At 47.2% G+C, this 26,911-nt stretch carries 24 protein-coding genes; 21 read left to right on the top strand and 3 right to left on the bottom strand.

The genetic code is table 11. The annotated features are described in order from the left end of the window. Nucleotides 1–19: 19 nt before the first annotated feature. From ACZ5PW_RS10750 to ACZ5PW_RS10725, 6 genes are all read left to right on the top strand, one after another. Complete coding sequence (locus tag ACZ5PW_RS10750) at nt 20–1,039, top strand: TRAP transporter substrate-binding protein (RefSeq protein ID WP_464553182.1); 1,020 nt, start codon at nt 20–22, stop codon at nt 1,037–1,039. A 61-nt stretch (nt 1,040–1,100) separates the two neighbouring features. After that, nucleotides 1,101–1,619, top strand: coding sequence for a TRAP transporter small permease (locus ACZ5PW_RS10745; RefSeq protein ID WP_464553178.1), 519 nt, complete (start codon nt 1,101–1,103; stop codon nt 1,617–1,619). Nucleotides 1,620–1,639: 20 nt separating this feature from the next. Then, a complete protein-coding gene (locus ACZ5PW_RS10740) occupies nt 1,640–2,917 on the top strand; it encodes a TRAP transporter large permease (RefSeq protein WP_464553176.1) in 1,278 nt (425 codons plus the stop codon). A gap of 18 nt (nt 2,918–2,935) precedes the next feature. Further along, a complete protein-coding gene (locus tag ACZ5PW_RS10735) occupies nt 2,936–4,267 on the top strand; it encodes an allantoate amidohydrolase (RefSeq protein ID WP_464553173.1) in 1,332 nt (443 codons plus the stop codon). Further along, entirely contained in the window at nt 4,267–5,310 is a 1,044-nt protein-coding gene (gene pyrC, locus ACZ5PW_RS10730) for a dihydroorotase (protein ID WP_464553170.1), read from the top strand. The genes ACZ5PW_RS10735 and pyrC overlap by 1 nt, the downstream gene beginning before the upstream one ends. A gap of 68 nt (nt 5,311–5,378) precedes the next feature. Continuing rightward, on the top strand, nt 5,379–6,074 hold the full coding sequence (locus ACZ5PW_RS10725; protein ID WP_464553166.1) for an orotate phosphoribosyltransferase: 696 nt from the start codon (nt 5,379–5,381) through the stop codon (nt 6,072–6,074). Between the two features lie 233 nt (nt 6,075–6,307). Here ACZ5PW_RS10725 and uvrC read toward each other — a convergent pair whose 3' ends face one another. Next, nucleotides 6,308–8,110, bottom strand: coding sequence for an excinuclease ABC subunit UvrC (gene uvrC, locus ACZ5PW_RS10720; RefSeq protein ID WP_464553163.1), 1,803 nt, complete (start codon nt 8,108–8,110; stop codon nt 6,308–6,310). 301 nt (nt 8,111–8,411) lie between these two features. Here uvrC and ACZ5PW_RS10715 point away from each other — a divergent pair, with 301 nt between their 5' ends. The 14 genes from ACZ5PW_RS10715 (at nt 8,412) to ACZ5PW_RS10650 (ending at nt 22,804) form a co-directional block, all read left to right on the top strand. Continuing rightward, nucleotides 8,412–9,809, top strand: a complete 1,398-nt coding sequence (locus ACZ5PW_RS10715; protein WP_464553160.1) for an outer membrane homotrimeric porin — start codon at nt 8,412–8,414, stop codon at nt 9,807–9,809. A gap of 191 nt (nt 9,810–10,000) precedes the next feature. Continuing rightward, complete coding sequence (gene hisD, locus ACZ5PW_RS10710; protein WP_464553155.1) at nt 10,001–11,308, top strand: histidinol dehydrogenase; 1,308 nt, start codon at nt 10,001–10,003, stop codon at nt 11,306–11,308. A gap of 138 nt (nt 11,309–11,446) precedes the next feature. Beyond that, on the top strand, nt 11,447–12,349 hold the full coding sequence (locus ACZ5PW_RS10705; RefSeq protein ID WP_464553152.1) for a phosphoribosylaminoimidazolesuccinocarboxamide synthase: 903 nt from the start codon (nt 11,447–11,449) through the stop codon (nt 12,347–12,349). Between the two features lie 138 nt (nt 12,350–12,487). Next, on the top strand, nt 12,488–13,252 hold the full coding sequence (locus ACZ5PW_RS10700; protein WP_464553148.1) for an enoyl-ACP reductase FabI: 765 nt from the start codon (nt 12,488–12,490) through the stop codon (nt 13,250–13,252). A 296-nt stretch (nt 13,253–13,548) separates the two neighbouring features. After that, nucleotides 13,549–13,860, top strand: a complete 312-nt coding sequence (gene rpsF / locus ACZ5PW_RS10695; RefSeq protein WP_464553144.1) for a 30S ribosomal protein S6 — start codon at nt 13,549–13,551, stop codon at nt 13,858–13,860. A 2-nt stretch (nt 13,861–13,862) separates the two neighbouring features. Continuing rightward, complete coding sequence (rpsR, locus tag ACZ5PW_RS10690; protein WP_464553140.1) at nt 13,863–14,123, top strand: 30S ribosomal protein S18; 261 nt, start codon at nt 13,863–13,865, stop codon at nt 14,121–14,123. A gap of 9 nt (nt 14,124–14,132) precedes the next feature. Next, complete coding sequence (gene rplI / locus ACZ5PW_RS10685) at nt 14,133–14,666, top strand: 50S ribosomal protein L9 (RefSeq protein ID WP_464553136.1); 534 nt, start codon at nt 14,133–14,135, stop codon at nt 14,664–14,666. Beyond that, nucleotides 14,644–16,065 (top strand): replicative DNA helicase, encoded by a 1,422-nt coding sequence (gene dnaB / locus ACZ5PW_RS10680; RefSeq protein WP_464553133.1) that lies wholly within the window; start codon nt 14,644–14,646, stop codon nt 16,063–16,065. The genes rplI and dnaB overlap by 23 nt, the downstream gene beginning before the upstream one ends. A gap of 53 nt (nt 16,066–16,118) precedes the next feature. Beyond that, on the top strand, nt 16,119–17,417 hold the full coding sequence (locus ACZ5PW_RS10675) for a phenylacetate--CoA ligase family protein (protein WP_464553129.1): 1,299 nt from the start codon (nt 16,119–16,121) through the stop codon (nt 17,415–17,417). 3 nt (nt 17,418–17,420) lie between these two features. After that, nucleotides 17,421–17,924: a DUF456 domain-containing protein gene (locus ACZ5PW_RS10670; RefSeq protein WP_464553127.1), complete on the top strand. Its 504-nt coding sequence runs from the start codon at nt 17,421–17,423 to the stop codon at nt 17,922–17,924. Between the two features lie 318 nt (nt 17,925–18,242). Next, the gene (gene thrC / locus ACZ5PW_RS10665) at nt 18,243–19,694 is read left to right on the top strand and encodes a threonine synthase (protein WP_464553123.1); all 1,452 of its coding nucleotides are present in this window, start codon (nt 18,243–18,245) and stop codon (nt 19,692–19,694) included. Next, nucleotides 19,695–20,438 (top strand): TlyA family RNA methyltransferase, encoded by a 744-nt coding sequence (locus ACZ5PW_RS10660; RefSeq protein WP_464553120.1) that lies wholly within the window; start codon nt 19,695–19,697, stop codon nt 20,436–20,438. 464 nt (nt 20,439–20,902) lie between these two features. Further along, nucleotides 20,903–22,189, top strand: a complete 1,287-nt coding sequence (locus tag ACZ5PW_RS10655; RefSeq protein ID WP_464553117.1) for an OmpP1/FadL family transporter — start codon at nt 20,903–20,905, stop codon at nt 22,187–22,189. Nucleotides 22,190–22,408: 219 nt separating this feature from the next. Beyond that, nucleotides 22,409–22,804 (top strand): hypothetical protein, encoded by a 396-nt coding sequence (locus ACZ5PW_RS10650; RefSeq protein WP_464553113.1) that lies wholly within the window; start codon nt 22,409–22,411, stop codon nt 22,802–22,804. A gap of 228 nt (nt 22,805–23,032) precedes the next feature. Here ACZ5PW_RS10650 and ACZ5PW_RS10645 read toward each other — a convergent pair whose 3' ends face one another. Beyond that, entirely contained in the window at nt 23,033–24,577 is a 1,545-nt protein-coding gene (locus ACZ5PW_RS10645) for a DUF4139 domain-containing protein (RefSeq protein ID WP_464553110.1), read from the bottom strand. 363 nt (nt 24,578–24,940) lie between these two features. Between ACZ5PW_RS10645 and larC2 the strand changes: the two genes are divergently transcribed. Beyond that, a complete protein-coding gene (larC2, locus tag ACZ5PW_RS10640) occupies nt 24,941–26,158 on the top strand; it encodes a nickel pincer cofactor biosynthesis protein LarC2 (RefSeq protein WP_464553108.1) in 1,218 nt (405 codons plus the stop codon). A gap of 17 nt (nt 26,159–26,175) precedes the next feature. On the opposite strand, the gene ACZ5PW_RS10635 is transcribed toward larC2, so the two are convergent. Then, nucleotides 26,176–26,910, bottom strand: coding sequence for a class I SAM-dependent methyltransferase (locus ACZ5PW_RS10635; RefSeq protein WP_464553106.1), 735 nt, complete (start codon nt 26,908–26,910; stop codon nt 26,176–26,178). Nucleotide 26,911: the final 1 nt, after the last annotated feature.

The following is a 26,911-nucleotide window of genomic DNA, read 5'->3' as shown; positions in this document are numbered from 1 at the left end:
AAATCAGGAGGCTTTCCAAATGAAATTTTTCGGACGCATTGTAGTTTGTGCTCTGGCAGTTTGCATGGTTGCAGGCAGTGCCGCTATTGCAGGCGCAGCCAAGTACGAAGCCCGCATCGGTCACCTTGAATCCCCTCTTCAGCCCCGTCATAAGGGACTGGAAAAAGTAGCCAAGCTGGTAAAAGAGCGTACAAACGGCGAAGTTGAGTTCAAACTTTTCCCTTCCTCACAGCTTGGCAACCAGCGCCAGATGAACGAAGGTGTTCAGTTCGGTACAATTGAAGGAACTGTTTCTCCCGCGGCATTCCTCGGCGGCTTCAACCCGGCTGTTTCCATCATGGATATTCCTTTCCTGCTGCCTGCGGACCGCGCAAAAGCACAGGAACTGCGTCAGGGAGCATTTGGTAAAGCTGTTCTGAAAACTTTCGACTCCAAAGGTTTCAAAGCAATCGCCACCTGGCCCAACGGTCGCAAGAACTTCACCTCCAACAAGCCCATCAGCACTATTGAAGACTACAAAGGCCAGTCTTTCCGTGTAATGGACTCCAAAATCCTGATCGAGCAGTTTGCCGCCATCGGTGCTTCCGCAATCGCCCTGCCTTTCGGTGAACTTTACACAGCACTCCAGAACGGTGTTGTTGACGGTGAAGAGAACCCGCTTGATACCATTCAGCGCATGAAGTTCTACGAAGTACAGAAATTCCTCGTAACTTCCGAACACGGCGCAATGGAAGACTACGTTCTTTTCAACCCCATGTGGTGGGAATCCCTCCCTGCGAATTACCAGAAAATCATCGTGGACACTTTTATGGAAGTGATGCCCGAAGTTGAAAAAAACAAAGAGCAGGCCCAGAAAGACGCTCTGGAAGTCATCAAAAAAGCCGGAGTAAAGGTTTCCCCCCTTTCCGAAGCTGACCGCGCTAAAATGCGTGAACTGATGTACCCCAGAACCAAGGCCGCCTACCTTGCCCGCGCCGGCGTTACCGGACAGAAGCTTATCAAGCTTTACGAAGAAGAATACGCTAAAATCGTAAAATAAGTTGCATTCACTTTGCGGCGGAAAAACTGATGTTTTTCCGCCGTTTTTTCAGGAGACCAACATGCGGAAGTTTCTCGGCTCCCTGCTTGACGGGATACGGATTATCGAACGGATACTGATCATTTCAATAAACCTGATAATGGTCGGTCTTTATACTTTCAATGTACTGGTGCGTGAAATCACCCCTCAGTATTCAAGCACTTTCGCATGGATTGACGAAGCTACACGCCTGTTGATGGTATGGGCACTCTTTCTTGCTCTGGGACTGGCTCTCGAAAGAGGGAGACAGGTTGCAGTGACTACACTTTTCCAGAAACTCCCGGACCTGCCGCGCAAAATTGTAGCCACCCTGATCAACCTGACCGGACTTGTTTTCAGCTGCTATCTTGTTGTGCTTGGCATCGAGCTTGTCAAATTCGTTATGCGGACAGGACAGTTAAGCCCCACTCTGGGACTTCCTATGTACTGGCTCTATGTGGCCCCTTCCGTCGGTTTCTCCCTGCTGGCTCTGCGTTATCTGCTTGAGCTTATCGGAGTTAATGACCGCCATAGCCGCCCTATCACCATTGAAAGCAAATAATAAAGGCAGGTAACATAATCATGACTCCCGTAATTATCATTATCGCCCTGCTGATGCTTGTATGCGGCTTTGAAATGCTGCTTGTCCTCGGCGTACCGGCACTCCTTACTAAATCTTTTCTTTTTCCGCGTATTCCTGACCCTGTACTGATTCAGAAACTGGTTGGCGGCATCAACGTATCCACCCTGCTGGCCATTCCTTTCTTTATTTTCGCAGCAGAACTTATGGCTTCGGGACAGATCGCTAGACGTCTTACCGACCTGATCAAACATTTCACAGGACACCGCCTCGGTGGAATCGGCCATACTACCATTGCAGGATCAATGGCTTTCGGTTCTGTTTCCGGATCTGCTCCAGCGACTGTAGCCGCAATGGGCAAGCTCATGTACCCGGAGCTTCGTAAAACCGGATTCAGCGAAAAATTCAGCCTCGGACTGATCATTTCGAGCGCTGAAACAGCTCTTCTTATTCCACCGAGTATCACTCTCATTATTTATGGATGGATGACCGGAACCTCCATCACCGGACTTTTTATCGGTGGCCTAGGAGTAGGTATCGCCCTTGGACTGGCTTTTGCCGCACTGGTAATATTTGAATCTGTCAGAAAAGGCGTAGGACGCGGAGAAAAAAGCACAACACCCTTCTGGACTGTCTTCAAGAATGCCGCATGGGCACTGGGGCTGCCTGTAATTATTCTCGGCGGTATATATTCCGGTCTTTTCACCCCCACTGAAGCTGCCGCGATATCTGTGGTATACGCGATTATCATTGAAGCATTCGTGTATAAAAACCTTTCCTTTTCAAGGCTGATCAACATCACAGAACGGGCGGTTATTTCTACCACCATTATTTTTGTTCTGCTGGCAATGGGAAGTGTTCTTTCCTATTTCGTAACCCTCGCGCAGGTCCCGGTTCTGATCACAGACTTCCTCACTGATATTGAGGCCGGACCAATTACCTTCCTGATGATCGTCAACATTGCCTTCTTTCTGGCAGGTATGTTTATTGATCCCAACTCGGCACTACTTATACTGGTTCCGCCCCTTTACCCTGTAGCACTGACCATGGGAGTAGATCCAATTCACTTCGGCCAGATCGTATGCCTGAACATTTGCATAGGCATGATCACTCCGCCTTTCGGGCTGGATATTTTTGTTGCCTCATCAACTCTTGAAAAACCGGTCATGTCAATTATCAACGGAGTCTGGCCATTCCTGTTCATCAACATTCTCGTCCTTATTCTGGTTACCTATGTTCCCGGTCTGGCGACATTTCTGCCGAGCCTCATAGCTCCATAAATCGAGGGGATTATCATTATGATGAATGTACCAGCACACGGTATTAATACAGCGGGAAAATCAATGACTCCGCACCCTGGGCCCCAGACAGCAGCGAGCCTTGAGCATCTGACCGCTGAAGCGGAAGAATTGTTTGAGAACCTGAGAGAACTATCAAAAGACAGAGCCGGGGTTTCCCGTCCATCCTATGGAACCGGAGAAAGTGAAGCCTTTGATATGGTTGAAAAATTCGCAAGATCCGAAGGCCTGCACACCTATCGGGACTCAGCAGCCAACCTTGTGATTGAACTGGAGAAAACTTCCGGCAATGATGAATATATACTCATCGGCTCACATCTGGACTCAGTTCCTCAGGGAGGAAACTATGATGGAGCCGCCGGAGTAATAGCAGGACTTTTATGTCTGACTGAGTTAAAACGTAAGGAAATTAAGCCTCAACTACCTGTAAAAGTAATTGCCCTGCGCGGTGAAGAAAGCGCGTGGTTCGGAGCCTGCTACCTCGGATCCAAAGCACTGCTCGGCAAACTCGATGAATCAGAGCAGGACCTCCTGCAGCGGGATGATGGGCGCAGCCTCCGTGAACACATGGCTGAATGCGGAGCCGATGTTGAGCGCATTGCCAGGAATGAAAAGCTGATCGATACTTCGCGCATCAGGGCATTTTTCGAGCTTCACATTGAGCAGGGTCCGGTAATGACCGCCCGCAACCTTCCTGTTGCCGCTGTGACAGGAATCCGAGGCAATATAAGACACCGCAGAATTTCCTGTCTGGGTGAAGCCGGGCATTCAGGTGCAGTTCCACGCTGGCTGAGGCATGATGCTGTTTTTGCCACCTCTGAACTCATAACCCGTATTGATGATCACTGGACTACAATTCTACAGCATGGTGGAGATCTGGTTGCCACCTGCGGGATTCTGACCACCAATCCCCAGAACCATGCCATGTCCCGTATTCCCGGAGAAGTAACTTTCAGCTTTGAAGCCCGCAGCCAGTATGAGCATACACTCGCAGCCATCGAAGCCCTGCTCCATTCAGAATGTGCGACAATAACCTATGAGCGCAAAGTTAAGTTCGAATTCGACAAACCGGTAAAGACTCCGCCCGCTGTTCTGGACGAAAATATCATTGAACAGATAAACAATGCTTGCATGGAAGAGGGCTTACCTGTAGAAGCTATACCCAGCGGTGCCGGGCATGACGCTTCTCTTTTCGCCAATGCCGGAGTCCCCACCGGAATGATTTTCGTGCGCAACCGCAACGGTTCGCACAATCCTGATGAAGAAATGGATATAGAAGACTTCATCCGCGGAACTTCGGTTCTCTACCGCACAATTACGGAGTTTGAATAATGAGCACAGAAATCACCATCATAAGGCCTGATGATTTTCATCTTCATCTGAGGGATGGAGAGCTGCTCAATGCGGTCCTGCCTTCCAGTGCAAAAATCTATGGCCGGGCAATTGTGATGCCCAATCTGGCCCCTCCGATTACTAACGCAGGAGAAGCCGAGGACTACCGTCGTAGAATCATCAACGCGCGCCCAGAAGGTTCAGACTTTGACCCGCTTATGACCTGCTATCTTACGGATAACACCAGCCCGGAGGATCTTAAGTCCGCTTTTGCGGTAAGAGCTTTCCATGCGGTGAAGCTGTTTCCGGCCGGAGCTACGACCAATTCCGAATGCGGAGTTACTTCCATAGATAAGGTCTATCCCGTACTTGAAACCATGCAGGAAATCGGCATGCCACTTTCCGTCCACGGAGAAGTGACCGATCCTGATGTTGATGTTTTTGACCGCGAGGCTGTTTTCATAGAAAGAGTGCTTGATCCTGTCCGCAAAGATTTTCCCGGACTCAGGATCATTTTTGAGCACCTTACCAGCAAGGCCGGAGTGGATTACGTTCTTGAGCAGGACAAAAACATGTCCGCTACCATAACTCCGCACCACCTGCTGCTGACCCGCAACGATCTTTTCAAAGGCGGTATGAATCCATATATGTACTGCCTGCCTGTAGCCAAAACTTTTAAGGACCGGGAAGCAATCCGCAACGCGGCTGTTTCCGGTGATGAAAGATTTTTCCTGGGCACTGATTCCGCGCCGCACCCGGCCCGCATGAAAGAAAAGTCCGGAGCAGCTGCCGGAATTTACAATGCGCCCAGTTCAATCGGCTATGTTACGCAGATTTTTGAAGAGCTTTCCGCTCTCGATAAACTGGAGGGATTCACCTCCATCTACGGAGCCAGATTTTACGGCTTGTCTCCCAATGGCAGCACAATAACTATGGTCAAACGAGATAAACCCGTTGAAATGGACTGGCAGATAAAAGCCGGGGCTGATGTCGTAAAGATATTCAAACCCGACACTCCCTTATATTGGGATTTGGTTGATTGATAAATGCTGAACCGTTATTATCCGGTTCAGCTTTTTTTTCGCGATAAAAACAACACAAGGAGAAAAAGATGGTTCCCGTCAGTTTTCCAAACAAAGAAACCATCGCTGAAATCACAGCGAAAATGCTCATCGAAGTGGAAGCAGTTCACTTCCGCGCTGATGAGCCCTTTAAGTTCACATCCGGATGGGCCAGCCCGGTCTACATCGACTGCCGCAAGCTTATTTCTTTCCCAAGAGTGCGTCAGACCCTCATGGACTTCGGCGCATCAACCATTCTGCGTGAAGTAGGCTTCGAATCCATTGATTGCGTAGCAGGTGGAGAAACCGCAGGTATTCCCTTTGCGGCATGGCTCTCCGACCGCCTGATGCTGCCCATGCAGTACGTTCGCAAAAAACCCAAAGGATTCGGCCGTGACGCTCAGATTGAAGGAGATTTCGCTGAAGGCTCAAAAGTCCTTCTCGTGGAAGACCTTACCACTGACGGACGCAGCAAGATCAACTTTGCACAGGCCCTGCGCCGTGCCGGAGCTGAAGTAACCCACACATTTGTGCTCTTCCATTACGGCATTTTTCCCAAGACCAAAGAAACCCTTGCTGACGCAGGTCTCGAAATGCTTTCTCTGGCAACATGGTGGGATATTCTCAATGTCGCCAAAAAAGAGAAATACTTTGATGTAAAGTCTCTTGATGAAGTAGAAAAATTCCTGAACAACCCGGTTGAATGGTCTGCCGCACACGGTGGAGTTTCTTCTTATCCTGAATAAGTCATGATTTCGGGTTCTTATTAAATAAAAAAGGCGGAGGCTAGAAAGACTGCTTTGCAAATCTTTCCTGTCTCCGCCCGATTATGATTTGAATTGATTGACCTATACCGACTTCACTGAGCTCCGCCTGGCCAGCTATAATGGGTTCTATGATAAAATCAGAATTCGCTGATCGGAACTAAGGCCCGCTTTTGAATTCGGCTTAAGCCTATAGCCTGAAAAGGTGACTGAAATCACATCTCTTTAAAGGCTTCAAAAATCTGTCTGGCTCTTTTTTTTCCGATTCCGGAAACCGCTTCAAGGTCTTTCAGCCCGGCCTCCCTCATTTTCTGCACAGATCCGAAAGCATCCCAGAGCAATCGCGCTGTTTTAGGGCCGATTCCGGGCAATGACAGGACCTCGCTCTGGAGCACTTTCTTCTTGCGGGACTTTCTCTGCCTGCCGATTACAAATCTGTGAGCCTCATCTCTCACCCGCTGAAGATAAAGCAGCTCCGGGCTGCCGCCTTTCAACGGCAAATGATTCTTACGCCCGGGTCTGAAGATGCGGTCCTCAAGCTCCCCCGCTTTTCTGGTGGGACCCTTGGCGATGGATGCCAGATGCGGAATCGGCTCCTCATAAGTCCAGTTATCTGCAAAAGCTTTTTCTACAGAAGCAAGCTGCCCCTTCCCCCCATCTATTAATATAAGGTCTGCCCAGGGCGGACCGGATTCGATTCTTCTAAGCACCCAGTGATAAAGTGCCGCATAGTCATCTGACGAATGCTCAAGCTCGGGAAATGTATAAGTGCGGTACTGGGATTTTTCCGGAAGGCCCTCCTCATAAACAACCATGCCCACACGCATCCCTTCTCCACCAAGATGTGAAGCATCGATACATTCGATGCGCTTCGGTGTTCCCGATAAGTGGAGCTTGGAAGACAGAACTTCCAGAATGTTGTCATTCTTCTTTTCACGTGCTCCTATTGCGGCGTTCCTGCGCGCTATCTCCAGCATCCGTTTTTCCTCCCCGGTATGGGGGGTGACAATACGCACGGGATTTTTACTCCGCTCCGAAAGGACTTCCATGGAGCTCTGCATGTCGAACTCGAAAGGAACCAGCAGCTTGGCAGGGATAAACTTCGTTGAAGTATAGAACTGAGAAACAAAACTGTGCAGAACCTCTTCCCCCTCTTCAAGAGTCAATCCGGGCCAGAAAAAATTCTTCTTATCGAGCAACCGCCCCTTCCTTATAAATAGAAGCCCCAATCCCAGCCCCTGTGAAGATTCAGCCAAAGCGATAACATCAATGTCCGACCTGTCATTCAATACTACGGACTGCTTTTCAATTGTCTTGCTGATGGCCTTGATCTGATCCCGGAATCTTGCAGCGGTCTCAAATTCCAAAGCTTCGGAAGCCGCTTCCATTTCATGACGTAGAGACGCAATCAGATCATTGGCCTTGCCAGACAGAAGCATTTCAACCTTATGCACCAGTTCCAGATAATCCTTACGGGGAACAAAATTCACGCAAGGTCCCAGACACTGGCCTATATCATGATATAAACATGGCCGGACCCGGTTTTTAAAAGAGGAATCCGAACATTTGCGAAGAGGGAAAACCTTGCCGAGAATTTTCCATGTTTCACGGGCAAAATAGCTCGAAGTATACGGCCCGAAGTACACCGAACCGTCACGGACAACCTTGCGGGTAAGCCTCAGCCGGGGATACTCGGACTTCTTATCCAGCTGAAACAACACATACTGCTTGTCATCACGCAGGACGACATTGTACCGGGGCCGGTGTTTCTTGATGAGGCTTGCCTCCAGCAGCAGAGCCTCTTTCTCAGTGGCGGTAACAAGTGTATCAATGGAATCAATTCGTGAAACAAGGACTCTTGTTTTAGGGGTGTGCCTTTCTATTGCCCTGAAATAGGATGAAAGCCTTTTTCTGAGGTCGCGGGCCTTGCCCACATAAATTACACGGCCGCCGGAATCTTTCATTAAATAGACTCCGGGAGATGTCGGATAATCGGCGCTTACAAATTCAAAACTCATATAATCAAATCCCGTATAATTTTTTAAACCGGCACTTTTGAACAGATTCCAGAACTATATCCGGCCTGAGTCCTTGTCAATAAAGGCTTTGAACACAAAACACAAAAGTCTAGACATTTTCTATCTTTTCCGGTCTAAACTAAAGGTATAATTTTTTATACGGTAAAAAATTTTTTACCTTAGTCAAAAAAATGTAATTTTTGACTTGCAATGCACCCCGTGAACAGCTAGAACTGTTTCTGAAGGTAGGTGTCAGGCAATCGTGCTAAACAATTATTCAGCAAAAGAAGGAATAATAACAATGAAAAAACTTACCATTCTTGCCATTCTGGCAACTCTGGTTCTGGGCCTCGCTGGTACTGCTTCTGCAGTAGACATCGAAGCAAAAGGTAAATTCCAGTTCCAGATGAACATCATGGACAACAACGACTTCCTTTCCGCTAAAAACAACGGTATCCAGGAAGACGACCTGAACTTCTACTTCCGCGCTCGTACTCAGTTCCGTTTCATCGCAAACGAAAACCTGATGTCCGAACTCTACGTTGAGTACAAAACTCGCGTAGGTGCTACCGATTCTGACGCAGAGTCCGATTCTACCAATCGCCATCTCGGCATCAAGAGAATGTTCCTTCAGTACCGTTTCCCCGGCACTGAAGTTCTGACCACCGCTGGTGTTTTCTCCATCAACCTTCCCGGCGCTGCTGCTGGTAACGTTGTTCTTGGCGATATCGACGCTGGTGCAATGGTTGTTGAAACCCCCATCACCGACCAGTTCGGCGTTGCTGCCGGTTTCATCCGCGCTTACGATGTTAACGCAGCTGACACCGCTGCCTACCAGGTAGCTGGTAATAACCAGAAAGATGAGCTCGACCTGTTCTACGCAGCTCTGCCCATCACCATCGACGGCATCGAAGCTACCCCTTACTTCATGTACGGCCTGATCGGTAAAGACACCTATGCTTCCATCTCTGACAACAGAGGTCTGACTGGTGTAATGCCTACCGCTTTCGACAAAGACAACACCGCATGGTGGCTCGGTACTTCCTTCTCCATGAACATGTTTGATCCCATCGTTTTCGATGCAGACATCGTTTACGGTTCTCTCGACGCTAACCAGAAGCAGAACGACCGCTCCGGTTTCCTCTTCGACGCTAGCCTCGCTTACACCGGCCTGGATATGGTTCAGCCCAAGCTGTTCTTCGCATACTCCTCCGGTGAAGATGATGATACCGACAACGGTTCTGAGCGTCTGCCCTCCGTTAACAACGACTGGGCTTTCGGTACTACCTACTTCGGTGGTTCCGCACTGACCTCTACCGACCTTAACAACCAGAACCAGCTCGGTCTCTGGACCCTCGGTATCGCTTTCGAAGATATCTCCTTCCTCGACAAGCTGACCCACGACATCATCTTCCTGTACGCTAAGGGTACCAACGATGATGACCTGATCAAGAACGCAGCTGCAGGTGCTTTCACTAACATCGCTGCTGACGGTCAGTTCCTGACCACTGAAGACCAGCTCTTCGAAATCGACTTCAACACCAACTACCAGATCTACGACGAACTGGCAGCTATCGTTGAATTCGGTTACGTAAATGTTGATCTCGACAAAGACACTTGGGATTCCTACAACACCACCCGCGACGGCAAAGACGATCCTATGCTGAAGTTCGCAGTTGGTCTTGTATACTCTTTCTAAGAAGACTTGATCAATTAAAGTCCTGACACCGGGGGCCGGAAGCAATTGCTTCCGGCCCTTTTTATTTATCCATTTCTCAAGATTCTAATCCCCTCGACTTTTGAGCCGCATTACGCTAAAGAAAAATCACATCTTAGATACACCTTTCGTAGCCATACATTTTTTCACCTCATCAAGTTAAGGACACTTCTATGCCTTGCAGAGACATCAGTTACTCCGGAAAGGAAGACTGGGGGAAAGTCAAAGAATGGCTTTCCGGCCGGGTTAATCCCGACAGTAAAGTAGATTCCATAGTCAAAGAAATTTTAAGCAGAGTAAAACAGGAAGGAAACAAGGCTCTGGTCGATTACACAAGAAAGTTCGACTGCCCTGACTTTACTCACGACATGCTGCGTGTTTCCGTTGATCATCTGCGCATGGCTTATACTGAAGTCAAAACCAATGATCTTGAAATAATCGAAGAAGCAATACGCAATATCAAAAACTACCACCGCAAACAGGTGGAAGAATCATGGTGGACAACCGGAGAAGACGGAACCATACTCGGGCAGCTTGTGCGACCTGTTGACCGCGTGGGGCTTTATGTTCCCGGTGGTCAGGGTGGCGAAACACCGCTTATCTCCAGCATGATCATGAATGCCGTACCCGCTCAGGTTGCGGGTGTAAAAGAGATTGCAGTAATTTCTCCGCCCAGAAAAGACGGGACACTCAATCCATATATCCTTGCCACAGCTCAGGAACTGGGCATATCTGAAATTTACGCAGGTGGCTCAGCATGGGCCATAGGCGCACTGGCCTACGGAACCGAAACCATTGCCCCCTGCGATGTGATTGCAGGTCCGGGAAATATTTTCGTAGCAACAGCCAAAGGACAGCTTGTTGGCGAAGTCGGTATTGACATGATCGCCGGACCGAGTGAAGTCGCTATTCTGGCTGATGAGCATGCAGATCCTGCATGGGTTGCCGCCGACCTGCTCTCCCAGGCTGAACACGATCCCCTCGCTGCATCAATTCTGATCACCTGGGACAAGGAACTCGGCCCCAAGGTAAAAGAAGAACTCAAAAAACAGGCAGACCTTCTGCCCAGAGGTAAAATAGCACTCAAGTCCCTTGAAGACTGGGGAGCTATTGTAAACGTTCCTGACCGGAATACCGGAATTGAATTTGTTAACAACATGGCACCGGAACACCTTGAACTTGCCTACGAAGATCCATGGAGCTCTCTTGGACTTATCAAGCACGCTGGTGCTATCTTCATGGGACATTTCACTCCCGAGCCGGTCGGCGATTACTTTGCAGGACCAAACCATGTCCTGCCAACAGTCGGTACGGCCAGATTCTCTTCCGCCCTTTCGGTAGAGACCTTTACCAAGAAGTCCAGCCTGATCTATACTGACCAGAATTACGTAAACCGCCACGGCGGAAAAATCGCAAGACTGGCCCGTCTTGAAGGACTTGAGGCTCACGCCCGTTCAGTCGAAACAAGACTTAAAGACTGATACGCTCTGCGCTTCGAAAAATAAAATTCAGGCGATCTATAAAAACGCCGCAGCGGAACTAAAAGGATTTATCTTTTTGTATTCCCTGATTGATTTAAGATATGACTACAACCACCATCATTATGGAGGGATAAACGGATGACCAAAACACATGTTATTGAAACCGATATAAAAGAACTCAAGCTCCTTTCCCGAGGCAAGGTTCGTGATATTTACGAAGTCGAAGACGACAAACTTCTGCTTGTCACCACAGACAGAATTTCCGCTTACGATGTGATCATGCCCACCCCTATTGATGATAAAGGAAAAATCCTGAACCAGATAACTTTGTTCTGGATGGATATGTTCAAAGATATCGTCCCCAATCATCTCATAGCATCCAAGGTGGACGATTATCCTGAAGTTCTGCACAAATACCGCGACCAGCTTGAAGGACGCTCAGTGCTTGTTAAAAAAGCCAAACCTCTGCCGATCGAATGTATTGTGCGCGGCTACATTACCGGTTCCGGCTGGAAAGACTATCTTGCCACCGGAGAGGTCTGCGGTCATAAACTGCCTGAAGGCCTCCAAGAATCCGAAATGCTCGAACAGCCTCTTTTCACCCCTTCCACCAAAGCGGAACTGGGTGAACACGATGAAAATATTTCCGTGGACAAGGCCGTAGAGATGCTCGGACCGGACCTTCTCAAAAAAGTACAGGACGTGACCCTTTCAATCTACAAGCGCGGACGCGATTATGCCCGAGAAAAAGGTATTCTCATCGCCGACACCAAATTTGAATTCGGACTTATTGACGGCGAGCTTATCCTTATCGATGAAGTGCTTACTCCCGATTCTTCTCGCTTCTGGCCGGTTGAAGGCTATGAAGCCGGTAAATCCCAGCCCAGTTTTGACAAGCAGTTCCTGCGTGACTGGCTGACCGAAATAGAATTCAACAAGCAGCCTCCCGCACCTGTCGTTCCCGAAGATATCGCAACAAAAACCCGTGACAAATACATGGAAGCGTATAAACTCTTGACCGAAAGTGAGCTTGACGCTTAATAGCTTGATGATTGATCCGACAGGCATCTTCAATAATCTTAATATCGTCTGGGACATATTCAATTTACTCAAGTTGGAAACAGAACAGACCTGCAGCCCTGTCACCAGTTAATGAAGTAGAAAAACAAGGAGAACCCAATGCTGCTGGAAGGAAAAAAAGCACTGATATTCGGAGTGGCAAACGATAAGAGCATTGCCTACGGCATCGCCAAACAGTTTAAAGAGCAGGGAGCCAGACTGGCTTTCAGTTATGTAAACGATGCGATCAAAAAACGTGTTGAGCCTATCAGTGAAGAACTTGGCGGTGAATTCACATTTCAGTGTGATGTATCCAGCGATGAAGATGTTGCAAACTCCGCAGCAACTGTAAAAGAAAAGTGGGGAGATGTTGACGTTCTCGTTCACTCCGTTGCTTTTGCCAACCGTGAAGATCTCAAAAAGCGTTACATAGAAACTTCCCGCGATGGTTTCCACCTTGCCATGGACGTTTCCGCATATTCGCTCGTCAGCCTCTGTAACGCCTACGAGCCCCTGCTCAAACCGGGTGCTTCCGTAATGGCAATGACCTACCTTGGTTCAAGCAGAGTCATCACCAACTACAATGTAATGGGTGTAGCGAAAGCAGCTCTCGAAGCAAGCGTGCGTTACCTTGCAGGTGACCTTGGTGAAAAAGGAGTGCGTGTAAACGCAATCAGCGCCGGCCCCATCAAGACACTTGCCGCATCTGGTATCTCCGGATTCAAGGACATCTTCAAACATATCGAAGAGAAAGCTCCCCTCAAGCGCAATGTAACCACAGAAGACGTCGGTAAATCTGCTCTTTACCTTGCGTCAGACCTCTCCGCAGGCGTAAGCGGAGAAACTCATTTCGTAGACTGTGGATATAATATTCTGGGAATTTAATCCCGTGCCCGGCAAGCCATCTAATCAGACCTTAACCGCAGACAAAAGCAGATAAGGTAATATTGGATGGCTGGCGGGAGTCTGCCAGAACTGTTTTCAATTTGAATCATTTGAAAAAACAGGCAAAGACGGCAAAACAAGAGAAGCCGGAAGTATTACTGCTTCCGGCTTTTTTATTTTTAAGATATAGTCTCATTCCTGCTTGACAGGACTGAGCGAAGGGAATATTCATCCCTTTTTGCCTTGCCCTTCTATTATGAAAGGAAAGGGCCACAGACCATAAGGAGGAGTTTATAATGCTCAGAAAGTATGAAGTACTTTTGCTTTTGAGCCCTGAACTTGCGAGCGACAGCCGCAAAGAAATCGTTGAGGGACTCATCGCAATCATTGACCGCGAAGGCGGCAAGATGGAAGAGATCGACGATTGGGGTTCCCGCCAGCTGGCTTACCCTGTCCAGGACCAGACCCGTGGGTACTACGTTCGCCTCGTTTTCAACGCACCCGGCCCGCTGGTTGCAGAACTCGAACGCAACATCCGTATCACCGACGGTATCTTCAAGTTTGTTACTGTCAAACTTGATGAAACTGCCAAGGCAGAGGAGGCTTAATCATGGCATTCAAGAAAAAATTCACCCCTAAAAGAAAGTTCTGCCGCTTCTGCGCTGACAAGAACCTTCCCCTCGATTACAAGCGCCCTGATGTCCTCAAGGACTTCGTAACCGAGCGCGGCAAAATCATTGCCCGCAGAATTACCGGTACCTGCGCTAAGCATCAGCGTCGTCTGACCACTGAAATCAAACGTTCCAGACAGATGGCTCTTATGCACTACACCACTGTGCATAGCACCGATGTCAAGAAAAAGAGCATCTAGGGGGACGATATGAAACTTATTTTACGTGCCGATGTAGACGCTCTTGGACGCCTTGGTGATATCGTATCCGTTAAATCCGGTTACGGTCGCAACTACCTTATCCCTCAGGGACTGGCAATGCCTGCTTCTGAAGCAAACATCAAGCAGTTCGAGCTTGAAAAGAGAAAGCTTCAGGAAATGGCTGACAACCTGCGCACCCAGGCTGAAGGTCTTAGAGACAGACTGGCTGAAGTTGAAGTTAAAATTGAAGTACGCGTTGGTGAAGGCGATAAACTCTACGGTTCCGTTACCGCAGTTAACATCGCTGAAGCCCTCGAAGAAATGGATTTCGAAATCGACCGCAGAAAAATACTGCTGCCCGAGCCTATTCGCGCACTTGGCGAATATGCAATCGAAATCAAGCTCCACCCCGAAGTTCGCGGTGAAGTAAAGCTGGTTGTTGCCAAAGTTGGCAGACCCATTGATGAAGAGCCTGCAGAAGAAGTAGAAGCAGAAACCGCAGCAGAAGACGTTGCAGCAGATGCAGAAACAGAAGAAGCATAAATCCGGCTCAGACTACAAATCGGGCGGAGCGTCTAATGACGCTTCGTCCGAACTTTTACGTAAAGTCCCCCCGAACAACCTCGAAGCTGAACAAGCCGTGCTTGGCGGGGTATTTCTAAGCAATACAATTTTCAACGACCTCGTTGATATCGTCAACTCAGACGATTTCTACTCCCCTGCCCATCAGGAAATCTTCCGCTGTTTTGAAGCGCTTTATTCCAAGAACGCCCCTATAGATCTGGTTACAGTCAACGAATACCTGACGGCCGGACAAAGAATCGACTCTGTAGGCGGACCGGTCTATCTCGCTGAACTCGCCAACTCTGTAGTAAGCTCTGCCAACGCAATTTACCATGCTGAGATCGTTGCTGAAAAATCAATTCAGCGCAAACTGATCGATACAGCTGCCGGGATCATCAACGAAAGCTTCGAAGCCCAGGATGTAAAAGAACTGCTGGACCATTCCGAGCAGTCCATCTTTGAGATCACTGACGCAAAAAAGAACACCACGATTAAAGGCAGTAAAGAGCTGATCAAGGACGTCTTTCAGGAACTTGAAAGCAGAGTGTCACAGAAGTCACTGGTCACAGGTATTACCACTACCTATCATAAGTTTGATGAAATGACCGCGGGTCTGCAGAACTCGGACCTGATCATTATTGCAGGACGCCCGAGTATGGGTAAGACAGCCTTCGCCCTGAACGTTGCCATGCGCGCGGCTCTTCATAGCGGAGTGACTACTGCCGTTTTCTCTCTTGAAATGGCCATGGGACAGTTGATGACCCGTATGCTTGCCTGCCACGGGAAAGTTGATCTTTCACGGTTAAGAACCGGACAGCTTGATGATGAAGACTGGGCAAAGCTATATGATGCAGCTCAGGACTTGACAGAAGCCCCCATCTTTATTGATGATACCCCAGCAATTTCCACCATGGAACTCAGAGCCCGCTGCCGCAGGCTCAAATCCCAGCACAATCTGGGGCTGATCATGATTGATTACCTTCAGCTCATGCGCTCCAGTGCCCGGACTGACTCCCGTGAACAGGAAATTTCCGATATTTCCAGATCCCTGAAGGCTCTTGCAAAAGAGCTGAATGTCCCTGTCATCGCCCTGTCGCAGCTCAACCGTAAAGTTGAGGAACGCACCGACAAACGTCCAATGATGTCTGACCTGCGTGAATCCGGAGCTATCGAACAGGACGCCGATATTATTCTCTTTCTGTATCGTGAAGATTTTTACAATAAAAAAGAGGATAAACCGCTGAACAACAAAGCGGAAGTAATCATCGGTAAACAGCGAAACGGACCTACCGGGATTGTCGAACTGGCCTTTTTTGGCAGCTATACTGCCTTTGAAAACCTTGCTGCCGAACCATACCCGTCTGAATATGATGAATAACGGAAGCATATTTATGGCGTGACTCACTGCTAACATTTATACGGAGAAAGTGTATGTACTTCCACAAAGCCGAAACACTCGAAAAGAACGAACTGGAAAAACTCCAGGTTGAAAGGTTAAAAGAAACAATCGAGCAGGCGGCAAACTCTCCGTATTACAGTGAAGTTTTCAAAAAGCACAAAATTGATCCTTCAATAATTTCCAGCCCCGCCGATATTACTAAGCTGCCATTCACCACAAAGGACGATCTCAGATCCCAATATCCTTATGGACTTCTGACTCAGCCGCTTGAAAATTTTGTGCGCCTGCATGCCTCTTCAGGCACCACAGGAACTCCGACCGCTATTCTTTATACCCAGAAAGACCTCGATACATGGGCCGATCTAATGGCCCGCTGCATGTATGCCGTAGGACTGCGTAACAGTGATATTTTCCAGAACATGTCCGGGTATGGCCTTTTTACAGGCGGGCTTGGAATACATTACGGTGCAGAAAGACTCGGCTGCCTCACAATTCCATCCGGAGCCGGCAATACCAAACGCCAGATTAAGCTGATACGCGATTTCAACGTGACCGGTCTGCACATAATTCCCTCATTTGCCCTCTACTTTGCGGCAAAAGTACGTGATGAAGGCTTTGATCCTGCGGATATGCCCTGGAAAGTGGCATTAATAGGTGCGGAACCGCATACTGAGCATACCCGCCGTAAAATTGAAGAGCTGATGCAGATCAAGGCCTACAACTCCTACGGTCTTTCAGAAATGAACGGCCCCGGGGTGGCATTCGAATGCACGGAGCAAAACGGTATGCATGTCTGGGAAGATTCCTACATTGCCGAAATAATCAATCCCGAAACCGGTGAGCATGTAGAGGAAGGCGAGATAGGTGAACTGGTTATGACCACCCTCACCCGTGAAGGAATGCCCATAATCCGCTACCGCACCCGGGATCTGACCCGCTTCCTGCCCGGAAAATGTAAATGTGGAAGGACCTCACGCCGCATTGACCGTATTATGGGCCGCGCTGATGACATGCTGATCCTTAAAGGCGTTAACATCTACCCCATGCAGATCGAAAAAATTATCATGGGAATCCCCGAAGTCGGTCAGAACTATGTTATTGAACTGATCAAGGAAGGATTGATGGACCAGATTAGGGTCAAAGTTGAAATCAAAGAAGAATTCTTTGTTGAAGACATGCGCGCACTTCAAGGGGTTCAGAAAAAAATAGCCTCCATGCTCAGGGATGAAATTCTCATCACCCCCAGAGTTGAACTGGTACAGCACAACTCAATACCCAAAACTGAAGGTAAAGCTCAGCGTGTAGTCGACCTCAGAGAAGTTGAGGACTAGCGAATGATCACAGCTCTCGCAGTGCTTGTAATCCTGCTCATGCTTGGGTCACTGGCTCTGCACATATTCGGACTGCCCGGCAACTGGCTGATACTGGCTCTTGCCACAGGCTGGAAACTGTATCAGCCGGAAGCAATGACCTGGAATTTTGTAATAATCCTGGGGGCAATTGCAACCGTAGGCGAAATTCTCGAATTTGTTACCCAGTATTTCGGAGGTAAGAAATATGGGGCAACCGGACGCGGAAACATCGGGGCATTTATCGGCGCCATTGGCGGAGCTATTTTAGGAGCACCCTTTTTCTTCGGCCTTGGTGCGCTCCCCGGAGCTCTGCTCGGTTCTTTCGGAGGCTGTCTTGTATTGGAACTGACCCACGGAAGAAGCCTCGAAGAAGCTAAACATTCTGCATGTGGGGCCTTTTGGGGCAAAGCTTTTGGAATGGCAATCAAACTAAGCCTCGGTGTATGGATGTTCGCCATGAGCATTCCCCGAATATGGCCTGCTTAAATTTGATGTGCTACGCACTAATTATAAATTAATTTCGCCTCCGGCGGCCAAAGGGGATAATCCCCTTTGGAATCCTTGAGGGTTTATTTTCATCTCTAAAGCTCATTTTGCTATTGATATGAAATCAGCCCTCAGTCCTGCTTTTTATAAATAATGCAGGTTTAAAGATTGATACTTTTCCCCACAAATTTCACACGGGGAAGAACTTTCTTTGATATCTAAATTTCAAACATCCCTATCGGCGAAGCCCTAATAAAAGTTTCTCTGGACCCCGGAGGGCCGCCGGCGGCAACAAAAATATCTCCAGCGGAGGAAACTATGAGTCTTGCAAATGATTTTCCGAAATATCGCGGCAAAATGGAATACCACTGTCTCGGTTGTAATGCCAGATACGATATCAACGAACTGCACTACACCTGTCCCGAATGCGGCTCCGTATTCATTCTTGAAGACCTGACATTCGATGAGCTCAAGAAAACCAGCGGCAGGGAATGGCGGGAAATATTCGATGCCCGTGCAGGAACCAAAAACGACAGCCTTCGTGGTATCTTCCGCTTCTATGAGCTTTTTGCTCCGGTGATGAATGAAGATGAAATACTTTATCTCGGAGAAGGCAACACTCCTATAGTAGCTTCCAGCAAAGCCATCAATGATGTAACCGGAATCAAAACCGCATACAAAAACGATGGACAGAACCCCAGTGCCTCCTTCAAGGACCGCGGAATGGCCTGCGCGTTCAGCTACATCAATGCCCTTCTCAATAAAAATGACTGGGACGAGATCCTCACTGTCTGCGCTTCCACAGGAGACACTTCAGCTGCGGCAGCTCTCTATGCCTCATATATGGATGGCCCGGTTAAATCCGTTGTCATCCTGCCTCAGGGCAAAGTCACTCCCCAGCAGTTGGCACAGCCTCTGGGTAGCGGCGCCAAGGTTCTGGAAGTCCCCGGTGTATTTGATGACTGCATGAAAGTAGTTGAACATCTGGCGGACAATTACCGCGTGGCTCTTCTCAACTCCAAGAACTCGTGGAGAATTCTCGGACAGGAATCCTACGCTTTTGAAGTTGCCCAATGGTACGATTGGGACCTCAAAAACAAGTGTATCTTCGTGCCCATCGGAAACGCAGGTAACATTACCGCGATAATGGCTGGTTTCCTGAAACTGTATGAGCTTGAAATCATAACTGATCTGCCCCGCATTTTTGGTGTACAGTCCGCTCATGCCGATCCGGTCTACCGCTATTACTCTGTTGAAGATCCTAATGAACGCGAATACAAACCCGTCAAGGTACAACCTTCAGTTGCTCAGGCTGCCATGATCGGTAACCCTGTATCCTTCCCCCGCGTCAAACATTTTGCAGAGAAATTCGAAGGCATAGGCGGCAAAAAATCATTTCAGGTTGTTCAGGTGACAGAACAAATGATCATGGATTCCATGCTTCTCGCCAACTCCCACGGCCATATCGCCTGCACTCAGGGAGGAGAATGCTTTGCAGGACTCATCCGTGCCAAGGAACTGGGACTGATCAGCGAAAGTGAATCTGCCGTTCTGGATTCCACAGCGCACCAGCTCAAATTTGTAGGCTTTCAGGATATGTACTACCAGAATGATTTCCCTGCAGAATACGAAGTCACTCCTGACGCGTCTAAAGCCAATAAACCCGAACTGGTTATCGAGGGTGCAGAAAAAGACAATCTCTCGGAGTCTGACTACATTTCAAAAGCAGCTGGCAACGTCGTTTCTATGCTTGGACTGGAGAAAAAATAAGTGGCAAAGAAGGAACGCGCCGACCAGATGCTATTTGCTCAGGGACTTTCAGAAAGTCGAGAGCAGGCTAAGCGTCTAATCATGGCCGGGCAGGCTCATTATCTTAAAGATGGTCAGAAACTCCCGGTGACCAAACCGGGAATGCAGCTTGATCCCGATTTAGAAATTGTAGTCAAAGGGCGTGACCGTTTTGTAAGCCGTGGTGGTTACAAGCTTTTGACTGCTATTGAAGAGCTGGGACTCGACCCAAAAGGCAAAGTGGCGCTCGATGCCGGAGCTTCTACAGGCGGTTTCACCGATTGCATGCTTCAGTTCGGTGCCTTGCGGGTCTATGCAGCTGATGTCGGTTATGGACAACTGCACTGGAAACTGCAACAGGACGAACGAGTCACAAACCTTGAAAGAATCAATCTTCGCCATGCTGAACAAGATCTGATCCCGGAAAAGGTGGACCTTGCAGTCTGTGATGTTTCCTTTATATCTTTGACTAAAATTCTTCCTGCACTGGTCCGCTTCCTGAAGGAATCAGGTGAAATAGTCTGCCTTATCAAACCCCAGTTCGAAGTCGGCCCCGGTCAGACCGATAAAGGCGTTGTACGTGATGAATCATTAAGAAAGCAGGCGGTTGATATGATCATCGGTTTTGCCTCATCCGAGTTGGGACTTCACCTTAAAGGACTGGTCCCTTCAAGTATTAAAGGCCCCAAAGGTAATCAGGAATACCTGGCTTATTTCACACGTTGATTCTGGCCAATTAATCCATAATTCATAAAAGCAGCCACCGTTGGTGGCTGCTTTTTTTTGTTTTAAACGACAAAGAAATATCATTATTCTCTTAAATTTTAATTTAATGAATCCAATATCATTCAAAGCTACATCTTGAATTGACGCACTGAGACACATTAAATACCAACACAAGACACATTACAATACAAAACCATAAATAAACAATTCATTAATAATCTTTTGCATTGTCACATGAAGATTAATACACAACATATCACTGCAACTATTTTACATACACACATGTATGAATACTTAATATGAATTACACCTTTTGTTATTTTCACAACAATTTACATTTGCGTTAAATTTACTTTACACAGTTTAACATTCAAGATAGTCAGTAAGCACTATTTCAGTAAGGGGAGACTTACAATTTTCTATATTGTAGTCATACGCATTTCCGTTTTTTTTAAGGAGTGATTATGAAGGCTAGGTTTACAGCATGCTTGAGCGTGCTCTTTATACTGGCGGGACTTGCAATGGTCCCAGGGATAGGCAGCAAAGCTGAAGCTTCCGCTTTTGCTCTCTATGAATGGAGTGCAAGAGGTGATGCAATGGGCGGCACTATGATCGCAAGAGCGGATGATCCATCAGCCGTTGCATGGAACCCTGCGGGCATTACACAGCTCAAAGGAACCCACACCCTTGTCGGTGCAGCAGCGATCTCACCCAAGAATACACTGACCACTACTTATGGCGGTGTAGACACAGATACAGATATTAAAGAAAAAACATTCGTTGTTCCTCACGCATACGTGACACACCAGATCAATGATAATGTATGGCTTGGTGTTGGTGCTTTTACAAGATTCGGACTTGGAACTGAATACAGTGAAAACTGGCAGGGCAGGTACTCTTCATATGATACTTCTATCGAGAGTTACTCCCTCAACCCGAACATCGCTTACAAATTCAACGAATACCTTTCTGTAGCTGCAGGTATCGAATTCATGTACGTCAAAGCCGATCTCCGTAAAAAGATCGATGCTTCAAGAACTTATGATCCCAACACCACAGCTTCCGATGTAGATCAGCGAATCAGAGTTGACGGTCTGACTCCCGGAATGAACGTTGGTATCAGGATCACACCTACCAAAGACTGGGCAATCGGTTTTTCCTGGCGCAGTAAAATGCGTCACAAAGCAGACGGGGAAGCAACCTATGAACGTCCTGCCAGTGTGACCACTGCCTTTTACAATGACACAGATATCACCATGGGTATGAAAACTCCCAACATGTTCATGTTCGGTACTTCCTATAACATCATGGACAACCTCAGCGTTGAGTTTGACGCTATCTGGTCTCAGTGGAGTGACTACAGCGAACTCACATACGAATTCAATGACACCGATGCAATTGGCTTAAACTCCGTAACTGTTCAGAAAAAATGGCAGGATGTTTGGAGATTCCAGTTCGGTGTTGAATACGAACCGATTGAGAATCTCGCTCTTCGCGCCGGTTACGTATACGACCAGAGCCCCATCCGTAAAGGATATGAGGACTACATGCTGCCCACAAACGACCGTCAGATCGTTTCCGGCGGTTTGGGCTGGACCTATGAAAACTTCTCTGTAGACGCATCCTACATGTACCTGTGGATGAAAGAGCGAAACATAGAAGCAAGATCTGCCAGTTCTGGTATCCTCGATACCAGCACCAAAGATGCAGTAACCCACATCGTTGGTCTGACAATGGGCTTCAATTTCTAAGCAGCACCAGCAGACAATCAAAATTAAGGCCGTAACTTTGAATAGTTACGGCCTTTGTTTTTTTATTACTATATGATTCACACAGTTGATCATCGAAACAACATCGACACATTTCGGTAACTTCTTCTACATGATTTAAACATTAACCACGGTTATTCTTCATACAAGCATAAGGAGAAAACCAGTCAGAATAACCAGACATAAGAACCGAGGTCATCTATGGAAAACTATGCAATAGCTAAGACAGCCAAGCCTGATAAAAGTTTATACCTGCTTTCGGGTAACACGAAGCCTCACAGAAGAAAAACATTCTGGACTACAGCAGGAACAAGCCTGCTGCTGTGGACTCTTGTCACCAATGCCCTGCTCATTGTTTCCATGATTCTTGCCCTGCAGACCGAAGACCTCGAATTCATCAAAGCCGCTTGCATAACTCTCCCTCTTCTTGCTGTCACAATTAATATTCTGGATTACAAATCTATACTGCCGACCTTTATCGCCAACAGACCAAAAGAGAAAATAGCAATAAACAATAAGATAAATACAAGCAGAATCTTCCGACTGCTGCCTATTCTACTGATCGCACCGTGGGTAGCAGCAATGATCGTCTTGTAGCCACATACCCCAAAAAAAATATCCCGCTTCATTGTATAATGAAGCGGGATCTAAACTGCTCATAAAGGCTTAACCAGCCTCTTAAAACTGAATATTAGATGAGCATTTAAGCTTACAGGACTTTGAAACCTCTTTAATCTCCAAGTGCCATATTGGCTAATATAGAGTTTCCTACCTGACTATTTCTAAAATAGCCTCTTAAAACAAATCAGATTCCCAATCAGCTGTTTACCTTCCAAGACCTAAATTTACATTCATGTCTTCAGGGGCTTTCATACCGACTGCATATTCAAGACTGCTTTCACTCTCAGAGGCAACACTTATTTTCCACTCAAAGTTATCATCCTTGATTTCAGCTTCCGGTGTTGATTCAACTTCAAGTTTAATTCTCTTATCGCCCGGGACAGGTGAAGGCTCCTGCACAAGAATCTCTACCGGAGCTTTCCGGTCATTTTTCAGTTCAACTCTATATTTCCAGTTGAATGTCTGCTTGGAACCGAACAACCCTTTTTCACCGGACTGCTTTTCAAGTATCTTACGTTCAGCTTTCAGCATCGGATCAGAACCAAAATACATGGTTTTCTCTTTACCCGAGAAATTAAAAGACTGTTTGCCTATCATAGCTCCTTCCATAAAAACAAGGACAGGTCCGGAGGGATAGTCTTTAGCAGTCTTCATTTCGGATTTAGCAGATACAAAGACCTCAGGAGTCAATGACGGACGGGCAAGGAAAGTGAAATCAGCTTTCCAACTCTCAGACTCAACTGCATACTTACGGGTGGCCCCGGCCGGAATAGTCTTTCTACCAAGCTCCCAGAGAGAATATGTAGCCTTTGTTACTCTTCTGGGCCTCCCTTCCGCTTTAAGCATACGCGGAGCAACGGCAGCTTCCATGGCAACATTTGCAGAATCCATCATCATCCTCTGCGGCGCAGCCTCCACTTCCGGCTCAGGTCTGATAACCCAGCGTCCAAGCTCGGGCGGAGCAATACGTGACCATTTCTTTACAGTAGCAAGAGCGACATCACAGTTCTTGAAATCAACACCACTTCCCTGATGTATCTCTGCCTCAAAAGTGAATTTCACAGTCTTCTGATCCGGATATGCGTCAAGTTTATACTTGGGAGTCCAGCCGCAATTTCTCAGCATGTAACTGATTCTGAAGTCCGCATTGTCAATCCCCTCAGCAGCTACAGAAACCTTGACTTTCCAGCTCATCTTATCTCTGCCGCTGACTTCGTTTAACTGACGCTGCAGATCAGCGATGAGTTCATTCAACTCACGAATCTTTACATCAAGTTTTGCCGAACTCTCATAAAGTCTGGAAAGATTGCTAACAACCAGATCAGCTATCTTACCCAGTTCAGAAGTTTTGGTTTCCTGCATTCGTCCACGCTCAGTCCAGAACAAAACACCACCTTGAACTGCTTGCTTCTGCGATTTTACAGCGGCAAGCTTGAATTTCAGCTGATCAATTTTCTTGCCTAGCTCCAAAGCAGCGGGTGATCTGGAAAGATCATTTCTGGTCCAGGCCACATCATTAACCGCAACTCCTTTAGAAAGAGCGGCAATACTGAAAGTATCCGGAACAGCCTGTCCAGACAGATTGAAAAGCACATATTTACCATTATCATCAGATTTAACCGGAACACTGACTTTCTGAGAAAAATCCGCACCGGAAGGGTAAAAAACAACCCTCTCCGCAGCCGCAAAAGCTAAACTGCAGCAACACAGTATCAGTAGTATGGACGTCAGAATTACTTTTCTAACCAAAACAATATCCTCATTTTACAGGTATGGAATTCAACTAGATTCAAATCGTTACTATGATTACTCTAGCAGAAGACAGCCCGCTACAACAACCATTCAGCGTAATCAAATAATTCAATATTTCAGCGCGCTGCAAAATGACAAAAGAATCCCCTGACATAAGCGACTCTCTGCCGTAAACAATTTGCCAGTAGCAGATGTCTGCCACTCTGCCGGAAGACTATAAACACTGGTTGCAGAGCCTAGAAAAGCTGTTACACTGAGATGGTCTCTATAATAAATGCTTTTTCTACGATCAATCAAGACCATTTACAGTTGGCAAGTCCACTCATTTAAAAAGTGATTAAGCTGAGGAGGTCTTACTCCATGAAATCCTTGATAATTGACCCAAGGATGTCCGGAATTGCCGGAAACATGATGCTTGCGGCACTTCTGGATCTGACAGGCGATGGAGAATGCCTCGCCCTGCTCAATAAAGCGGTATGTGAAGTAACCCATTGCACAGCCTCGATTAAATCCTCACAAACCAACTCTATGGGGCTTAAAGCCGTAAAAATGGATCTTGAACTGAATGATGAAGAGTTTGCTTCTCCTGAAGACCTGCGAAGTGCCTTTAAAAATATCGCCAACTTCATGGAAATCAGCCCTGATGCTCTTGAAAAAGGCCTAGAAATCATAAACACCATCACCAAAGTACGGAACACGGTGCTTCACTCCAGCCGGAAACCTGCCGGTAATCTCGAAAATATAATTGAGATCTCAGGTATAATCTGGCTTCTCGACCAGCATGGATACCTGAATGGAAAAATCATCTCCATGCCACCCGCGCTTGGTAACGGCAGTGTAAACATGGACTCGGTAGCACTCCCCTCACCTGCTCCAGCAATTCTTGAGATTATCACCCGTAACGCCATACCGGTAGTAGAGTCTTCAGAAAAGACAGAACTCAGCACTCTCACAGGCATGGCACTTCTTGCGTGCCTTGCAGATGAATTTTCTCCGGTTTTTCCAACATCAACACCTGTAAAAACAGGCTATGGGACCGGTGGTTCGGAGCTGAAAAGAGCACCCAATGTATTGCGCCTGATTGAAACAATACCATCCTTTGAGAACAATACTCACGCTATACTTCTGGAAACTCTGGTGGAGGATGTTTCGGGCAGAATAATTTCTCAAACCATTGAGCGGTTGCAGGATGCAGGTGCTTATAATTGCTACGTTACCCCCTCCTCTGCCAGAAAAGGACGACCGGCAAGCCTGCTTTCGGTACTATGTGCTCCGGGAGAAGAAAAAGAATTTAGTCTTATGCTGATGCAGAACATCGGCAGCACTGAAATATACAGTAAAGTTGTTGATCGGTATCTGGCTGACGTAAAGGTAGAAAAATACAAAGTGGAACTTGATGGAGAGAAATTTCCGGTACGCATCGAAATAGCAACATTCGATGGACACCTTATCAGTCGCAAACCGAATTTTGAAGACCTGTGCGATATTGCCAAGCAGGCGGGGCTTTCACCACGTATAATTTCCGAAGAAGTTAAACGGCAATGTTTCCTGCCCATAAAAGATACACATCCGCGTTGATGAAAAAAACACCCCAGCTAGCGAATCAAAAGTAGAATATCCTGATGGTTGGGAGCCTTACGCCCGCACCAGTCACCGTAACGGATCTCCTTCATAGAAAAATGGTGCTTCTCGAAAATATTAATAACAAAGCTCTCATCATAACCCACAGCATCCATCGGATCTTTGGGGTCAGCGGTGTAAAAAACTCCGTATTTATGAAAATCATGCACGCTTTTACCGGCTTTGATAAGCTCCGAAGATTCCTCATTAACAAGAAAAAAGGTGACGAAAATACGCCCGCTATCAGTAAGGACCCGGTCAATCTGGCTAATGTAATTGATAATGTCATCCGGCATCATATGGGTGAAAACAGAATTAAGCATGACCAGATCAAATGTATTATCGGCAAATGGAAAGACAAAATCCGATGCTTTTACCTGAGCGTACGGGTTATATGTTGAGTTGAAAATATCAACCAGTTGAAAATTAAAATTAGGGAATTCAGGAGTAATATTTTCAGAACACCAGTTTACGCCCACTGGAAAAGTATCAAACCCTTCATACCCTCCTTCATCGGATAGATACTCAAGCAAAGGAAATGCAAGACGGCCTATCCCGCACCCTATGTCGAGCACCATATCATCGGGACGCAAATCCAGTTTTTCTCGGCAGATGTTGATCATTTTATTGCCGACAGCTCTGAAATTTCCCCCTCCGAAACAAATATGCAGGTCCTCCGGAGGCATGGGCACATTAGCAATATTGCGCATT

It is taken from the genome of Maridesulfovibrio salinus (assembly GCF_055394525.1).
This window is presented reverse-complemented; position numbering and strand designations above follow the sequence as displayed.

Coding starts and splice junctions, on each gene's coding strand:
- rpsF (WP_464553144.1), top strand. CDS start 13,549: ATGCTCAGAAAGTATGAAGTACTTTTGCTTTTGAGCCCTGAACTTGCG.
- pyrC (WP_464553170.1), top strand. CDS start 4,267: ATGAGCACAGAAATCACCATCATAAGGCCTGATGATTTTCATCTTCAT.
- ACZ5PW_RS10635 (WP_464553106.1), bottom strand. CDS start 26,910: ATGCGCAATATTGCTAATGTGCCCATGCCTCCGGAGGACCTGCATATT.
- rpsR (WP_464553140.1), top strand. CDS start 13,863: ATGGCATTCAAGAAAAAATTCACCCCTAAAAGAAAGTTCTGCCGCTTC.
- ACZ5PW_RS10740 (WP_464553176.1), top strand. CDS start 1,640: ATGACTCCCGTAATTATCATTATCGCCCTGCTGATGCTTGTATGCGGC.
- hisD (WP_464553155.1), top strand. CDS start 10,001: ATGCCTTGCAGAGACATCAGTTACTCCGGAAAGGAAGACTGGGGGAAA.
- thrC (WP_464553123.1), top strand. CDS start 18,243: ATGAGTCTTGCAAATGATTTTCCGAAATATCGCGGCAAAATGGAATAC.
- ACZ5PW_RS10705 (WP_464553152.1), top strand. CDS start 11,447: ATGACCAAAACACATGTTATTGAAACCGATATAAAAGAACTCAAGCTC.
- uvrC (WP_464553163.1), bottom strand. CDS start 8,110: ATGAGTTTTGAATTTGTAAGCGCCGATTATCCGACATCTCCCGGAGTC.
- ACZ5PW_RS10750 (WP_464553182.1), top strand. CDS start 20: ATGAAATTTTTCGGACGCATTGTAGTTTGTGCTCTGGCAGTTTGCATG.
- ACZ5PW_RS10675 (WP_464553129.1), top strand. CDS start 16,119: ATGTACTTCCACAAAGCCGAAACACTCGAAAAGAACGAACTGGAAAAA.
- dnaB (WP_464553133.1), top strand. CDS start 14,644: ATGCAGAAACAGAAGAAGCATAAATCCGGCTCAGACTACAAATCGGGC.
- ACZ5PW_RS10650 (WP_464553113.1), top strand. CDS start 22,409: ATGGAAAACTATGCAATAGCTAAGACAGCCAAGCCTGATAAAAGTTTA.
- ACZ5PW_RS10735 (WP_464553173.1), top strand. CDS start 2,936: ATGATGAATGTACCAGCACACGGTATTAATACAGCGGGAAAATCAATG.
- ACZ5PW_RS10715 (WP_464553160.1), top strand. CDS start 8,412: ATGAAAAAACTTACCATTCTTGCCATTCTGGCAACTCTGGTTCTGGGC.
- ACZ5PW_RS10725 (WP_464553166.1), top strand. CDS start 5,379: ATGGTTCCCGTCAGTTTTCCAAACAAAGAAACCATCGCTGAAATCACA.
- ACZ5PW_RS10700 (WP_464553148.1), top strand. CDS start 12,488: ATGCTGCTGGAAGGAAAAAAAGCACTGATATTCGGAGTGGCAAACGAT.
- ACZ5PW_RS10655 (WP_464553117.1), top strand. CDS start 20,903: ATGAAGGCTAGGTTTACAGCATGCTTGAGCGTGCTCTTTATACTGGCG.
- ACZ5PW_RS10670 (WP_464553127.1), top strand. CDS start 17,421: ATGATCACAGCTCTCGCAGTGCTTGTAATCCTGCTCATGCTTGGGTCA.
- ACZ5PW_RS10745 (WP_464553178.1), top strand. CDS start 1,101: ATGCGGAAGTTTCTCGGCTCCCTGCTTGACGGGATACGGATTATCGAA.
- larC2 (WP_464553108.1), top strand. CDS start 24,941: ATGAAATCCTTGATAATTGACCCAAGGATGTCCGGAATTGCCGGAAAC.
- rplI (WP_464553136.1), top strand. CDS start 14,133: ATGAAACTTATTTTACGTGCCGATGTAGACGCTCTTGGACGCCTTGGT.